The 14,545-nt window shown below is 75.1% G+C and carries 7 protein-coding genes; all 7 read right to left on the bottom strand.

Going from position 1 to position 14,545, the window contains the following annotated elements; translation table 11 throughout:
* Window positions 1–9: 9 nt before the first annotated feature.
* The 7 genes from ACFVTF_RS12935 to ACFVTF_RS12905 all read right to left on the bottom strand — a co-directional run bounded on the left by ACFVTF_RS12935 (window position 10) and on the right by ACFVTF_RS12905 (window position 14,363).
* Window positions 10–1,005 (bottom strand): TauD/TfdA family dioxygenase, encoded by a 996-nt coding sequence (locus ACFVTF_RS12935; protein WP_387812888.1) that lies wholly within the window; start codon window positions 1,003–1,005, stop codon window positions 10–12.
* A gap of 8 nt (window positions 1,006–1,013) precedes the next feature.
* Entirely contained in the window at window positions 1,014–1,226 is a 213-nt protein-coding gene (locus tag ACFVTF_RS12930; protein ID WP_063350320.1) for an MbtH family protein, read from the bottom strand.
* Window positions 1,227–1,370: 144 nt separating this feature from the next.
* Window positions 1,371–2,555, bottom strand: a complete 1,185-nt coding sequence (locus tag ACFVTF_RS12925; RefSeq protein ID WP_371521540.1) for a cytochrome P450 — start codon at window positions 2,553–2,555, stop codon at window positions 1,371–1,373.
* Window positions 2,556–2,557: 2 nt separating this feature from the next.
* Complete coding sequence (locus tag ACFVTF_RS12920) at window positions 2,558–3,355, bottom strand: thioesterase II family protein (RefSeq protein ID WP_387812883.1); 798 nt, start codon at window positions 3,353–3,355, stop codon at window positions 2,558–2,560.
* Window positions 3,352–5,124: a non-ribosomal peptide synthetase gene (locus ACFVTF_RS12915; RefSeq protein WP_387812880.1), complete on the bottom strand. Its 1,773-nt coding sequence runs from the start codon at window positions 5,122–5,124 to the stop codon at window positions 3,352–3,354. Before ACFVTF_RS12915 ends, ACFVTF_RS12920 begins: the two co-directional genes overlap by 4 nt.
* A gap of 9 nt (window positions 5,125–5,133) precedes the next feature.
* On the bottom strand, window positions 5,134–9,615 hold the full coding sequence (locus tag ACFVTF_RS12910; RefSeq protein WP_387812878.1) for an amino acid adenylation domain-containing protein: 4,482 nt from the start codon (window positions 9,613–9,615) through the stop codon (window positions 5,134–5,136).
* A gap of 32 nt (window positions 9,616–9,647) precedes the next feature.
* Entirely contained in the window at window positions 9,648–14,363 is a 4,716-nt protein-coding gene (locus ACFVTF_RS12905; RefSeq protein ID WP_387812876.1) for an amino acid adenylation domain-containing protein, read from the bottom strand.
* Between the last annotated feature and the right edge of the window lie 182 nt (window positions 14,364–14,545).

Raw genomic sequence — 14,545 nt, 5'->3', positions numbered from 1 at the left:
TCGGGACAATCAGGCGACGGCCAGGGTGGGCCGGACGCTGGGCCGGCAGTCCAGGACGTCGAGGGGCTGCCCCATCGCGACGGCGATCCTGCGGTCGCCGCGGTACGGGTCCCGGCCGTGCGCGCACAGCACGTTGTCGACCAGCATCACGTCGCCGACCTGCCAGCGCTCGCGCACGGTCGCGGCGTGGTACGCCTCGTTGAGGGCGTCGACGTCGGCGCGCTCCAGCGGTTCGCCGTCCCCGAAGCCGGTGTTGAACGGGAAGCCGTCCGGGCCGAACTCGTCGGTCATCGCCTCGCGGATGTCCGGGTCGAGCGACCACTCGCTCCAGAAGGCGAGGTGGTTGAACCAGACCTCCTCGCCGGTCGCCGGGTGGTGGATGGTGCCGGGGCGCAGCTGGCCGGTGCGCAGGTTGCCGTCCGGCAGCCACTCCCAGGTGATGCCGTTCTCCCGGCAGTAGGCCTCGACCTCGGCCCGGTCCTCGGTGGCGAAGGCGGTGCGCCAGCCGAGCGAGACGTAGTCCGAGTAGTTGCGGGTGAGCGTCCAGCCGGACGTCCGCATCCGCTCGACCAGGTGCGCGGGCAGGTGGTCGAGCACCTGGCGGCAGTCGGCGGTCGGGGTGGCGCCGCCCTCCTCGGGGGCGGTCAGGCAGGCGAAGAGCAGCCGGCCCGGGAAGGTGAGGGTGTAGCTGTTCTCGTTGTGCATCCGGATCGGCTGGGGCGACGGCAGGTCGGTGGAGGAGAAGACGCCGTTGCCGTAGTCGCTGCGCGGGGTGGCCTTCTCCCGGTAGGGGGTGCGCTCGGGGATGAGGACGTCGCGCACGGCGGCGACGTCCTCGGTGCTCGCGACCGGCAGGCCGCGCAGGAAGATCGTGCCGTGCCGGTGCAGGGCTTCGGTGAGCTCGGTCTCGTTCTCGCGCAGCCACGCGCGGGCCTCGCCGATGTCGGCGGTGCGCGGGGCGTGGGCGAGGGCCGGACGGCCGGGGTTCAGTTCCCAGGTCAGCATGGTCGCGCTCACTGCCGGGCGAGGGAGGCGGTCAGGCTGGCGGGCCGGATGTCGGTCCAGTTGGCCTCGATGTGGTCGAGGCAGCCCTGGCGGGTGTCCTCGCCGTGGACGGTGGTCCAGCCGGCCGGCACGTCGATCCAGACCGGCCACAGCGAGTGCTGGTTCTCGTCGTTGACCAGCACCAGGTAGCCGGCGTTGTCGTCCTCGAACGGGTTGCTCATGGTGTCCTCCTTGGGTTGCTTCGAAGGTAGGGGCGGGCCGGGGGGCGCAACGGCAGGAGTCGCGGCAGGAACGCGGCAGTTCGTCTCGGGCGCCCGTCGGCAGGGTGTGGCGGGCCGGTTCGGCGCGGTCCGCGGCGGGCCGGTTCAGCGCGGGGTGAGGCGCACCGGGAAGTGGTCCAGGCCGAAGTTGATGATCGAGCGGTTGTGGACGACCGGCCCGGTCGGCTCGATCACGGCGACGCGCTCCAGCATCGCCGTGAACAGGGCGCCGAGTTCGGCCTTGGCCAGCGGCGCGCCGATGCAGTAGTGGGCGCCGAGGCCGAGGGCGAGGTGCTTGTTGGGGGCGCGGTCGAGCAGGATCTCCTCGGGCCGCTCGAAGGCCTCCGGGTCCCGGTTGGCGGACCACACCCAGACCGCGACCCGGTCGCCGCGCCGGATGGTGCGGCCGTCGAGCTCGGTGTCCCGGCTCGCGGTGCGCAGGGTGTGCAGCCCGACGGACGTCCAGCGCAGGAGTTCGTCCAGCGCCGAGTCCATGCCGACCTCGCCCCGCTGCAACTGCCGCCACAGTTCCGGGTGCTGGACGAGGGTGTGCAGGCCCATGGCCGCGGTGTGGCGGACGGTCTGGACGCCGCCGACCACGATGTTGTCCAGGTTGAGGACGACGTCCTCGATCGGCAGCAGCTTGCCGCCGACCCGGTAGGTGGCCATCTTGCTGATCAGGTCGTCGCGCGGGTCGGTGCGGCGCAGCATCACCTGGTGCAGCAGGTAGGGGATGAGCTGCTGGTGGCCGGCCCGGCGCTCCTCGGGGGTGCGGCCGAGGAAGGCGACGTCGCAGACCCGCTCGACCATCTCGCGGTCCTTCTCGGGGACGTCCAGGAGGTCGCACATGACGGACAGCGGCAGGGCGGAGACGGCGTCGACGAGGTCGACCTCGCCCAGCTCGACGGCCCGGTCGACGATCGAGGCGGCGAGTTCGGTGATGCCGCGGGACGCTCCGCGCACCGGGCCGGGGGCGAAGAACGGGTTGGCGGGCGCGCGGAGTTCGCGGTGCCGGGGCGGGTCGGTGAGGGCCATCATCCGGCCGGAGCCGACCGGGACGTTGCCCTCGCCGGCGCCGAGCAGCGAGCCCTGCTCGGAGCTGTAGAGCGTGGCGTTGCGCAGCACCTCCGCGGAGTGCCGGTAGGAGAGCACCGACCAGATCGGCCCGTCGTCGACGGTGTCGGTGCGGTGGACGGAGGCCTCCCGGCGCAGTTCCGCGACCAGGGCGGGGGTGTCGGGGCGGGCCCACAGGCCCGGGTCGGTGAGGTCGACCGCGGTGGTGGTCAGCATGGCTACTCCGTCGTGGACTGGTCGGCGGCGGCGCCGGTCCGGTGGCCCGGGCCCGGTCGCTCGATGAGGGAGGTCAGCAGGTCGACCGGGCCGGGCCCGTCGACGGTGGCGAGCAGGTGGCCGCCGGGGACGATGTGGTGGCCGCTGGCGCCCCGGGTGTGGACGGCCCAGCCCTGGAGCCCGGCGGAGCCGAGCATCGGGTCGTCGGCGCCGGCGACGGTGTGCAGGTCGGAGCCGATCGGCGGGTGCGGGCGGGGGCGGTAGGTGGCGACCACGGCCAGGTCGGTCCGGATGCCCTGGAGCGCGTGCTCCTTCAACTCTGGGTCGCCCTCGATGAGTTCGCCCATGCCGGCGAGGCGCAGCAGGTCGTCCGCGGTGTGCTGCGGGCGGTCCCGGCCGGCCCAGGTGGCGGGCGGCGAGGCGGAGGCGGCGACCACCAGTTCGGGCCGCCGCTCGGCGGGCAGCGCCCGGGCGACCTCGTAGCCGAGCAGGGCGCCGAAGCTCTGCCCGTAGAAGCCGAACCGGCCCGTCAGGTGCGGGGTGAGGGCGTCCACGACGGCGTCGACCAGCAGGTCGAAGCTCGCGGGCATCGGGTGGCCGAGGCGGCCGCCGCGGGCGGGCGGGCGCACGGCCCAGACCTCGGCGGTCGGGGCGAGGGCGCGGGCGAGCGGGGTGTAGGCGGTGGCGTCGCCCCCGGCGTGCGGGAAGCAGAACAGCCGGAACGGGCGGTGCGGTTGGGGCGCGGGGACGAGCAGCCAGTCCCCCTCGACGCGGGGGCGCACCCGCGTGGCGGTGGTCATGCGCCGCTGACCCGGGCGCGGGCGGTCAGGGCGGGACGGGGGGCGGCGGTGCCGGCCTCGACGGCCTTCCCGACGGTGGCGGTGAAGGCGGCCAGGTCGGCCGAGTCCAGCAGGTGGCGCAGCTGGAGCTCGATGCCGAGCCGGCGGCGCAGCAGGTGGACGACGCGCAGCGCGGCGAGCGAGTGGCCGCCGAGCGAGAAGAAGTCGTCGGTGGGCGTGACGCCGGTCAGGCCGAGCACGGTGCGCCAGACCTCGGCGACCTGCTCCGCCAGGCCGCCGGGGCCCTCGGCGGGCGCCTCCCCGGCCGCGGGGGCGGGCTGCGCCGCGGTGACGGGCAGGGCCGCGTGGTCGACCTTGCCGTTCGGGGTGAGCGGCATGGCGTCCAGCACGGTGATCGCCGAGGGCACCAGGTGCGCGGGCAGGGCGGCCCGCAGGCGCTCGGTCAGTTCGGCGGCGGTGGCGGCGCCGGTGACGTAGCCGACGAGCCGGCGGTCGCCGGGGGCGGGCTCGTGGACGGTGACGGCGGCGGCCTGGACGCCCTCCAGCCGGGCCAGCGCGTGCTCGACCTCGCCGAGCTCGATCCGGTAGCCGCGCAGCTTGACCTGGCGGTCCACCCGGCCGACGTACTCCAGGCGGCCGCCCTCGCCGCGCCGGGCCTGGTCGCCGGTGCGGTACATCCTCTCGCCGGGGGCGGTCGGGTCGGCGACGAAGCGTCCGGCGGTCAGCCCGGGGCGGCCCGGGTAGCCGTGGGCGAGCCCGGGCCCGGCGAGGTAGAGCTCGCCGACGAGGCCGTCGGCGACCGGGGCGAGCTTCTCGTCCAGCAGGTGGAGGCGCACGCCGGGCAGCGGCTCGCCCAGGTGCGGGCCGGGGCCGCTGATCGGCGCGGTGACGGCGTCGACGGTGCACTCGGTGGGCCCGTACAGGTTGATCGCGTCGATGCCGCCGTCGGCGAGCTCCCGCCAGGTGTGCTCGGGGACGGGCTCGCCGCCCATGAACAGCCGCGGCACCCGGGCGCCGGTGAGCGGCTCGCGCAGCAGCTCCCAGTGCGAGGGGGTCAGGTCGAGGTCGGTGACGGCGTGCTCGGCCAGCAGGGCGGCCACCCGGGCCGGGTCGGCGCGGTCTTCGTCGCCGATGACCAGGACGGTGTCGCCGCGGCAGATCCGGGCCCACTGCTGGACGGAGGCGTCGAAGGAGACGCTGGCGTTCCAGCCGACCACGCCGGGCTCGGCGCGGTAGGCGCCGGTGGCCTCCAGTGCCTCCACCAGGGCGGCGACGGCCCCGCGCGGCACCTCGACGCCCTTGGGGAGCCCGGTGGAGCCGGAGGTGTAGATGACGTAGGCGGGGTCGAGCGGGTCGGCCGCCTCCGGCAGGTCGGGCCCGTCGGCGACGGCGTCCGGACCGGCGGCGTCCGGGCGCAGGACCGGCACGCCCTGGGCCGCCGGGAGGCCGTCCGTACTGATCAGGGCCGCGAGCCGCGCGTCGGCGGCCATGAAGGCCAGCCGCTCGACGGGGTAGGCCGGGTCGAGCGGGACGTAGGCGGCGCCGGCCCGCCAGACGGCGAGCAGGGCGACCGGCAGGTCGGCGGTGCGGGCGAGGTGGACGCCGACCCGGTCGCCGCGGCCGACGCCGTGGGCGCGCAGGGCGCGGGCCAGTGCGGCGGTGCGCAGGTCGAGTTCGGCGAAGTCCAGGCGGGCCGTTCCGTCGAGGACGGCGGTGCGCTCGGGGTGGGCGGCGACGGCATCGCGCAGGCGGCGCAGGAGGTCGGTCATGACGGTTCCTCAGGACTCTCGGACGGAGGCGGCCATGGCGTGCAGGGCTGCCGTGTAGGTGTCGATGAACTGCTCGGCGGTGGTGTCGGTGACCAGGGAGCGCTGGTGGTCCACGGCGAGCAGCACGCGCTGCGAGACCGGGTCCTGGATCAGCGAGGCGCCGAACGCGAAGCTGTTGGGTTCGTGGCGCAGGGTCGGCTCGCAGCCGATCCGGCCGTCCACGATGCGGGCGGAGCTCAGCCGGCCCAGGGCGTGGAAGCGCAGGTAGCCGAACTGGCTGTCCAGCGCGGTGTCGGTCATCAGCCGGGCGAGCCGGGCGAAGGGCACCCGGCGGTGCGGCATCATGTCCAGTTCCTCCCGGTGCACCTCGCGCACCAGGGCGAGCAGGTCGTCGGTGGGCTCGCAGCTCAGCGGGACGGTGTTGAGGAACAGCCCGTACACCTCGGTGCCGCCGAGCCGTTCCAGCCGGCCGTTCACGGCGAGGCCGGTGGTGACGCACCGTCGCCCGGTGATGGCGGCGAGGGCGTGCAGGTGGGCCGCGAGCGCGACCGACTTGAGGGGCACGGCCAGGGCGTCGGCGACCTGCCGCAGCTGCTCGGGCGCCTCGGGCAGCACCCGCTCGACGGTGCGCGGCGCCTCGTGCACGTCCTCGCTGCCGGGGAAGGACTGGCCGCTGACGCCGGACAGCCGGTCGCGCCAGTACGCGAGCGAGCGCTCGTCCCCGGCGGCCTGCCGTTCGACGGCCACGAAGTCGCGGAAGGCGGTGCGCGGCGGCGGGGTGGGGGCGCCGAGCGGGTCGGCGGCCAGGGCGGTGTGGCGTTCCAGGATCTCGGTGAACAGCGAGGTGAAGCTCCAGCCGTCGAGGATGGCGTGGTGCTCGGAGATGGTGAGCTGGAAGGCGTCCTCGGCCAGGCGCTGCACGGTGATCCGGAACAGCGGCGGGGCGGTCAGGTCGAAGGGCGTCCACCGGTGGGTGTCGAACACCTCGCGGACCGCCGTGTCCTGGTCGGGCTCGCCGCGCAGGTCGGTGAACTCGACGGGCGCGGGCAGCCGCCCGTACACGAGCTGGAGCGGTTCGCCGTAGCCGGACAGGTCGAGGCCGGTGCGCAGCACCGCGTGGCGCTCCATGGCCTCGGCGACGGAGCGGCGGAAGGCCTGTTCGTCGAGGTCGCCCGAGATCCGGTAGGAGTTGACGTTGTGGTAGCTGTCGGTGCCGCCGGCGATCTCCATGTGGAAGACCATGGAGAGCTGCATGGAGACCATCGGGTAGGCGTCGGCCAGGCCGGGCGGCAGGTCGTCGCGGTCCTCCGGGGTGATCAGGGAGAAGGGCTCGTGGTCGGCCGGGCCTTCGGCGACGGGCTCGGCCAGCGGCAGCAGGGCGGCGACCGTGGGGGCGTTGAAGACGTCCCGCAGGCTCACCCCCCAGCCGCGCTCGTGCAGCGCGCCGGCGAGCTGGACGGCCCGGATGGAGTCGCCGCCGAGGTGGAAGAAGTCGTCGTGGACGCCGATGCCGTCCACCCCGAGGACCTCCGTCCAGACGGCGGCGAAGGCCTCCTCCTCCGGGGTGCGCGGCTCGACGTGGCGGCCTCCGGTGGCCGTGCTGCGCTGGCCGGGGGCGGGCAGCGCGGCGCGGTCCACCTTGCCGTTGACGGTGAGCGGCAGCGACTCCAGGACGGTGAAGCTGGCCGGGACCATGTACGGGGGCAGCGAGCGGCCGAGGAAGGCGCGGACGTCGGCGGGCTCGCGCCCGGTGACGTACGCGGCGAGCCGGTCGTCGTGCACGGTGACGACGCAGGCGTCGACGTCCGGGTGGGCGGCGAGCGCGTTCTCGATCTCGCCGAGCTCGATCCGGAAGCCGCGCAGCTTGACCTGGAAGTCGGCGCGTCCGATGTACTCCAGGCCGCCGCCGGGCAGGCGCCGGGCGACGTCGCCGGTGCGGTAGAGCCGCGCGCCGGGCGGGCCGTAGGGGTCGGCGACGAAGCGGCCCGCGGTGAGGCCGGGGCGGCCCCAGTAGCCGTGGGCGAGGCTGCCGCCGCCGATGTACAGCTCGCCGGCCGCGCCGGGCGGCACCGGCCGCAGCCAGTCGTCCAGGACCTGGGCGGTGAGGTGCGGCATGGGCGCGCCGATCAGGCTGCGCTCGAAGCCGGCGCTGCCGGCCAGGTCGTGGGTGGTGACGTGGACGGTGGTCTCGGTGATGCCGTACAGGTTGCAGAGCCGGGCCGGGGGCGGCGGGTCGAGTTCGAACCAGCGCTGGACGACGCCCGGGTCCAGCGCCTCCCCGCCGAGCATGATCCACTTCAGCGCGGACAGGTCGCGCGGGCCGCGCCGCAGCACGGGCTCCAGCTGGCGCAGCGCCGAGGGGGTCAGGCAGAGGAAGGAGACCCGCTCCTGCTCCAGCAGTTCGGCGAACTCCTCCGGCGAGCGGCTGGTGACGTAGGGGACGACGACCAGGCGGGCGCCGTGCAGCAGGGCGCCCCACATCTCCCAGACCGTCCAGTCGAAGGCGTAGCTGTGGAAGAGCGTCCAGGTCTCCTCCGGGCCGAAGCCGAAGTGCGCCGCGCCGTCCGCCATGAGCCGGCTGACGTGCTCGTGGGCGACGGCGACGCCCTTGGGGCGGCCGGTGGAGCCGGAGGTGAAGATGATGTAGGCGACGTCGCCGGGGCGCCCGGCGGCCGGCGGCCGGTGGTCCGGCCGGGCGGCCAGGTCGGCGGCCTCGGCGGTCAGGTCGTAGGCCTGCCAGGGGCCTTCGGGGGCCCGGTCCGGGCGGTCGGTGACGACGTGGGTGACGTCGGCGTCGGCGAAGACCAGCGCGGCGCGGTCGGCGGGGGCGGCGAGGTCGACGGGCACGTACGCGGCGCCGGTCTTGAGCACGCCGAGGACGGTGACCAGGACGTCGGCCGTGCGGTCCAGCAGCATGCCGACGCGGTCGCCGGGGCCGGCGCCGCGGGCGCGCAGGGCGTGGGCCAGGCGGTTGGCCCGGCGGTCGAGTTCGGCGTAGCTCAGGGTGTGGCCGGAGTCGCTGACGGCGGGCCGGTCGGGGTGGGCGTCGACGGCCTGCTCGAACAGCCGGTGCAGGCAGTGGCCGGGGGTGTCGGTGGCCCGGACGGCCTCGGCCCCGGCGGTGCGGCCGGTCAGCCGCAGCACGGTGGCGTCGGGGTCGTCCAGGGCCGCGCCGAGCAGGGCGTCGAAGTCAGCGGCCAGCCGGCGCACCGTCCCGGCGTCGAACAGCTCGCTGCGGTACTCGGCCTCGCCGCGCAGCTCGCCGCCGGGCTCGCCGGTCCCGCCGCCCGTCCCGCCGCCGGTGCCGCTGCTGTCGAAGACGGACCAGGTGAGGTCGAACTTGCTGGTGCCGTTGGAGCGCACCCGGCTCTCGGCGGTGGCCCGGCCGAGCACGAGCGGGGTGCGGTCCTCGCCGTGGGCCCCGAACACCACCTGGACCAGCGGCGGGTGCTGCGCGGTGCGGGCGGTGCCGAGCTGGTCGACCAGCTGGTCGAAGGGCACGTCGAGGTAGCCGTAGGCCTCGAAGGCGACGTCCTGGACGTGCTCCAGCAGGGCGCGGAAGCTCAGCCCGGGCGCGAGCCGCAGGCGCAGCGGCAGCAGGTTGACGAAGTAGCCGAGCAGGTGCTCCAGTTCGGGCCGGTTGCGGGTGGTGACGGGGGTGCCGATCACCAGGTCGTCGGCGCCGGTCCAGCGGTTCAGCAGCAGGGCGAAGGCGGCCAGTTGGACGGTGAAGGGCGTGACGCCCTCCGCCTCGGCCAGGGCGCGCACCCTCGCCGCCGTGCCGGGGGCGAGCCCGAACTCCTCGGTCCGGCCCGCCGCGCCGCGCTCGGCGGGCCGGGGCCGGTCGGTGGGCAGCTCCAGCAGGGCGGGGGCGCCGTGCAGCTGCTCCTTCCAGTAGGTCAGGTGCTCCTCGAAGGAGGTGTCGAGCTCCTCCACCGCGTAGTCGGCGTACTGCACGGTCAGTTCCGGCAGGTCGGCGGCCCGGCCCTGCACCGCGGCGCCGTACAGGTCGGCGAGTTCGCGTTCGAAGACCTCGGCGGACCAGCCGTCCCAGACGATGTGGTGGACGGTGAACAGCAGCGTGGTGCGCTCGTCAGCCAGTTGGAAGGCCTCGGCGCGCAGCAGCGGGCCGGCGGCCAGGTCGAAGGGTTCGGCGCAGCGGGCGGTGAGCAGTTCCTCCAGGCGTCCGGCCTGCCCGGGGCCGCCCTGCGGGCGCAGGTCGGTCACCGCGAGCGGCACGGCGAGGGCGTGGTGGACCTGCTGGCGCGGGCCGTCGGGGTGCAGCGCGAAGGTGGTGCGCAGCACCTCGTGCCGGGCCACCAGGGCGTCCAGCGCGCCCTGGAGCAGCGGGAGGTCGAGCGGGCCGGTGACGTCGACCGTCCACGGCGTGCAGTAGGTGACCTGCCGCGGATCGAGGCGGTCGAGGAACCAGAGGCCGCGTTGCAGCCCCGAGGCGGGCGCGGTGCGCGCCGGGTGGTCGGACGGGCTCACGGCCTCGTTCCCTTCGTGTGCGGTGCGGCCCGTCATCGGGCGGCCAGCCGTTCGGCGATGGCGCTCACGGTCCTGGCCCGGAACACCAGTTGCGGGGGGACGCGGGTGCCGGTCTCCCGGGACAGCCGCATCGCGACCCGGACGGCGGCCAGCGAGTTGCCGCCGATCCGGAAGAAGTTGTCCTCCCGGCCGACCTCGGTGAGGTCGAGGACCTCGCACATGGCCTCGGCGACCAGCCGTTCGGCCTCGGTCAGCGGGTCGCGGGGGGCGGCCCGGCGCCCGGCGGGGGCGGGCAGTGCCTTCCGGTCGACCTTGCCGTTGTGGTTGAGCGGCAAGGCGTCCAGGACGTCCAGGGTGGCGGGCACCATGTGCTCGGGCAGCAGGCCGGCCAGGTGGTCGAGCAGCACCTCCGGGTCCGGCGCGTCGGCCCCGACGGTGACGTAGGCGGCCAGGCGGTGGTCGCCCGGGGCGGGTTCGTGGACGGTGACGGCGGCCTCCTGGACGGCGGGGTGCCGGGTGAGCGCGTCCTCGATCTCGCCGGGCTCGACCCGGAAGCCGCGGATCTTGACCTGGTCGTCGATCCGGCCGGTGACCTCCAGCAGGCCCCCGGCGTTGACGTAGCCGAGGTCTCCGGTGCGGTAGAGGCGCTCGCCGGGGGCGCCGAACGGGGAGGCGACGAAGCGCTCGGCGGTGAGGCCGGGCCGGCCGAGGTAGCCGTAGGCGAGACCGCCGCCGGAGGCGTACAGCTCGCCGATCACGCCGGGCTCGACGGGGCGCAGCAGCTCGTCCAGGACGAGGATGCCCTTGCCGTTCAGCGCGACGCCGATCGGGACGGAGCTGCCGGTGACGTCCTCCGGGCCGACCTGGTGGCAGGTGGTCAGGCCGAGGCTCTCGACCGGGCCGTAGCCGTTGGCGACCACCAGGCCCGGGTGGTTCTCCAGGGCCTTGGCCACGTGGGTGACGGAGGCCCGCTCGCCGGCCGTGATGGCCAGTTTGAGGCCGTCGTAGGTCTCCGGGAGCTCCTCCAGCAGGAAGTTGAACAGGCTGGCGGAGAGCTGGAGTTCGGTGACGCCGTGGCGGCGGGTCAGCTCGGCGATGGTCTGCGGGTCCGGGCGCTGGCCGGGCTGCAGGACGCAGGTGCCGCCGAAGCAGAGCGCGCCGTAGAGCTCCAGCGCGAAGGCGTCCCAGGAAACCGGCGAGCACTGCAGCCAGACCTCGTCCGGGCCGAAGCGGGCGTAGTCCTGGCCGAGGTAGGTGGTGGTGAGCGCGCGGTGCGGGACGGCCGCGCCCTTGGGGCGGCCGGTGGAGCCGGAGGTGAACATCACGCAGGCGAGGTCGCCGCCGTCGACCGGCAGGCCGAGGTCGTGCGCCGCGTACCGGGCCAGCTCGTCGGCCGCGGCGTCCAGGTCCACCTGGCGCTCGACGGCGAACGGCACGGCGGCGTGGCGGTGGGTGACCACCGTGGCGGCGCCGGTGTCGGCGACCGCGCCGGCCAGCCGCTCGGCCGGGAAGTCCGGGTCGAGCAGGGTGTAGGCGGCGCCGGTCTTGAGGGCGGCCAGCAGCGCGGTGACCATCTCCGGCCCGCGCTCGGCGAGTACGGCGACGGTGTCGCCGCGGCCGACGCCGAGGCCCACCAGGTGGCGGGCCAGCCGGTTCGCGGCGGCGTTCAACTCGCCGTACGGGACGGTCCGTTCACCGGAGATCAGGGCGGTGGCCTGCGGGGCCCGGGCGGCCTGCGCCTCGAACAGGGCGTGCCCCGGCACCTCCAGGGCGGCGGCCAGGGTGCCCAGCCACTGCTCGCACAGGCCGGCCATGGTGGCGGCCTCGAAGAGGTCGCTGTCGTACTCGAAGCGGCCGGTGAAGCCGGTGCCGCGGTCGTCCACCGAGACGGACAGGTCGAAGCGGGAGACGGGGTTGGAGTGCAGTTCGCGGGTGACCTCGCAGCCGCCGACGGTCAGCGGGCGGGTGTCCAGCGGGTGCAGTTCCAGCAGCACCTGGCACAGCGGGTTGCGGTCCTCGGGGCGTTCCTCCACCACCGCGTTCGCGATGTCGTCGAAGGGCACCTCCTGGTGCCGGTAGCCGGCGATCGACACCTCGCGCACGTGCCGGACCAGCTCGCGGAAGGAGACGCCCTCCTCGACCTTCAGGCGCAGCGGCAGCAGGTTGACGAAGTAGCCGATCAGGCCGTCGAGTTCGGCCCGGCCACGGACGTTCACCGGCGAGCCGAGCACCAGGTCGCGCTGCCCGGAGCGGCGGTGCAGGGTGAGCGCCAGCCCGGCGAGCAGCACCATGAACGGGGTCGCGTCCTCGCTGCGGGCGAGCGCCCGGACGGCCCCGGCCACCGGATCCGGCATCGCGAAGCGGTGGAACGCGCCGCGGAAGGCCTGCTCCTCGGGGCGGGGGTGGTCCGGCGCCAGCGCGTCGGCGTCCGGCGCGTCGGCCAACTGCTCGCGCCAGTAGTCGAGTTGCCGCTCGGCGGTGTCGTCCTGGTACTGCCAGGCCGCGTAGTCGCCGTACTGGACGGCGAGTTCCGGCAGCTCGGCCGGGCGCCCCTCGGCCGCCGCGGCGTACAGCTCCTGGAGTTCGGCCTCCAGCACCGGCAGCGAGCCCTCGTCCCAGACGATGTGGTGGAGGAGCAGCAGCAGCGTGGTCGCCCCGGCGGTCCGGAAGACCCGCGCCCGCACCAGCGGCCCGGCCGCCAGGTCGAAGGGCTCCAGCGCGGCCTCGGCCACCAGGTCGTCCACCTGGTCGGCGGTGGTCTCGGTGAGCGTGAACGGCAGCTCCACGGCCGGGTGGACGACCTGGCGCGGACCGTCCTCGGCGAGCTCGAAGGTCGTCCGCAGGCTCTCGTGCCGCGCCACCACCCCGGCCAGCGCCTGCCGCAGCAGCTCGGGGTCGACCGGCCCGGCGAACCGGAACACCCAGGGCACCACGTAGGTCGGCGCGTCCGGGTTCCACTGGTCGAGGAACCAGAGGCCGCGCTGGAACTTGGACAGCGGGGCCTCGGCGGCGCCCGAGCGGACCAGCGCCGGGCGCTCACCGCCGGAGGCGGCGGTCACCGCGGCGGCGAACTCCGCCAGCGTCGGCGCGTCGAAGATGGTGTACGGGGACACCATCCCGAAGACGTCGAAGACCCGGCCCACCACCCGCACGGCCGTCAGCGAATCGCCGCCCAGGTGGAAGAAGTTGTCGTCCGCCCCGACCTCGGGCACCCCGAGCACGTCCGCCCAGACCGCCGCGATCAGCTGCTCGGCGGGCGTGCGCGGCGGGCGGCCGGCGGGCCGGCCCTCGGGCGCGGCCTGCGGCTCGGGCAGGGCCTGGCGGTCCACCTTGCCGCCGCCGGTCAGCGGGAAGGCGTCCAGCGCCGTGAGCGTCGCCGGGATCATGTGCTCGGGCAGCCGCTCGGCCAGCCAGTCCCGCGCCTCGGCGTACCGCGGCGCGGCGCCGGTCAGGTACCCGGCCAGCCGGCCCTCGCGCGCCACCACCACGCAGCCGGTGACGCCCGGGTACCCGGCCAGCACCTGCTCGATCTCGCCCGGCTCGACCCGGAAGCCGCGGACCTTCACCTGGTGGTCGCTGCGGCCGACGAACTCCAGCGGCCCGTCCTCGGTGCTGCGGCGCACCACGTCGCCGGTGCGGTACATCCGCGCGCCGGGAGCGCCGCTCGGCGCTGCGGCGGGGTCTGCGAGCGGGTCTGCGAGCGGGGCCGCGAACGGGCTCACGAACGGGTCCGCGACGAAGCGGTCGGCGGTCAGGCCCGGGCGGCCGAGGTAGCCGGAGGCCAGCAGCGGCCCGCCGACGTACAGTTCGCCGGCCGTGCCGGGCGGCACCGGACGCAGCCGCTCGTCGAGCACGTAGAGCCGCCGCCCGCCGAGCGCGGTCCCGATCGGCACGCCGGCCTCGGGCTGCTCGCCCGCGAGCCGGTGGGTGGTGGCGGTGACCACCGTCTCGGTCGGTCCGTACGCGTTCAGCAGCGGCACCCCGGTGGCGGCCCACCAGGCGGCGGCGGTGGCGGGCTCCAGCTTGTCGCTGCCCGAGATCATCAGCCGCAGGGTGCGCGGCACCCGGCCGCCCAGGGCCGCCACCACGTCCTGGAAGTAGCCGGCGGCCAGGTTGGCGACGGTGACGCCCTCGGCGTCCAGCAGGTCCAGCAGTTCGGCCGGGGAGAGGAGCCGGTGCTCCGGGAGGACCAGGCAGGCCCCGGCGGACAGCGCGCCGAGGACCTGCTCCACGGCCACGTCCACCGTCGGACGGGCGAACTGCAGCACCACGTCCTGCTCGGTCAGGCCGAAGGTCCGGACGGCGGCGGCCAGGTGGCCGGTCAGCGCGGCGAGCGGGACGTGCACGCCCTTCGGGCGGCCGGTGGTGCCGGAGGTGTAGATGACGTAGCCGGCACCGGCAACGGCACCCGCGCCGTCGCCGAGCCCGCCGAGCTCGGTGAGCTCCTCGCCGCCGAGGGCCAGGGAGGCCCCGGCGTCCTCGGTGATCCAGCGGTTGCGCTCCTCCGGGGCCTCCCGGTCCAGCGGCAGGTAGGTGGCGCCGGCCCGCAGGACCGCCAGCAGCGCGACCACGTGGTCCAGCCGGTCGCGGCCGGTGACGGCGACCGTCACCCCGGGGGCGAGCCGGGCGGCGAGCGCGGCGGTCAGGCCGTCCAGCTCCCGGTAGCTGACGGTCCGGCCGCCGGTGCGAACGGCCGGCCGCTCCGGAAAGCGGCGGACGGCGGAGGCGAACGGCTCGAAAGCGGACACCTTGATCTCAGGCGCCGTGATTTCGGGCGCAGCATTCTCAGTAGGGAAACCGCGAGAGGACATCATCCAGCCCCAGAAGTGAGATGAATCGGCGACGAGTTCGACGATAGGGGGAATTCGACGGCCCTATCGGCAGGAAATGAGGAAGGAAATCGGCAGTTTCCGGTGCCGCTTTCCGGACC

Source organism: Kitasatospora sp. NPDC057940, assembly GCF_042887425.1.
GTDB lineage: Bacteria > Actinomycetota > Actinomycetes > Streptomycetales > Streptomycetaceae > Kitasatospora.
Note: the sequence above shows the minus strand (reverse complement) of the source record. Positions and strands in the feature narration are given on the sequence as shown.

Bases quoted from the DNA above. Each gene is read 5' to 3' on its own strand.
- ACFVTF_RS12930 (WP_063350320.1), bottom strand. From the start codon at position 1,226: ATGAGCAACCCGTTCGAGGACGACAACGCCGGCTACCTGGTGCTGGTC.
- ACFVTF_RS12935 (WP_387812888.1), bottom strand. From the start codon at position 1,005: ATGCTGACCTGGGAACTGAACCCCGGCCGTCCGGCCCTCGCCCACGCC.
- ACFVTF_RS12920 (WP_387812883.1), bottom strand. From the start codon at position 3,355: ATGACCACCGCCACGCGGGTGCGCCCCCGCGTCGAGGGGGACTGGCTG.
- ACFVTF_RS12925 (WP_371521540.1), bottom strand. From the start codon at position 2,555: ATGCTGACCACCACCGCGGTCGACCTCACCGACCCGGGCCTGTGGGCC.
- ACFVTF_RS12915 (WP_387812880.1), bottom strand. From the start codon at position 5,124: ATGACCGACCTCCTGCGCCGCCTGCGCGATGCCGTCGCCGCCCACCCC.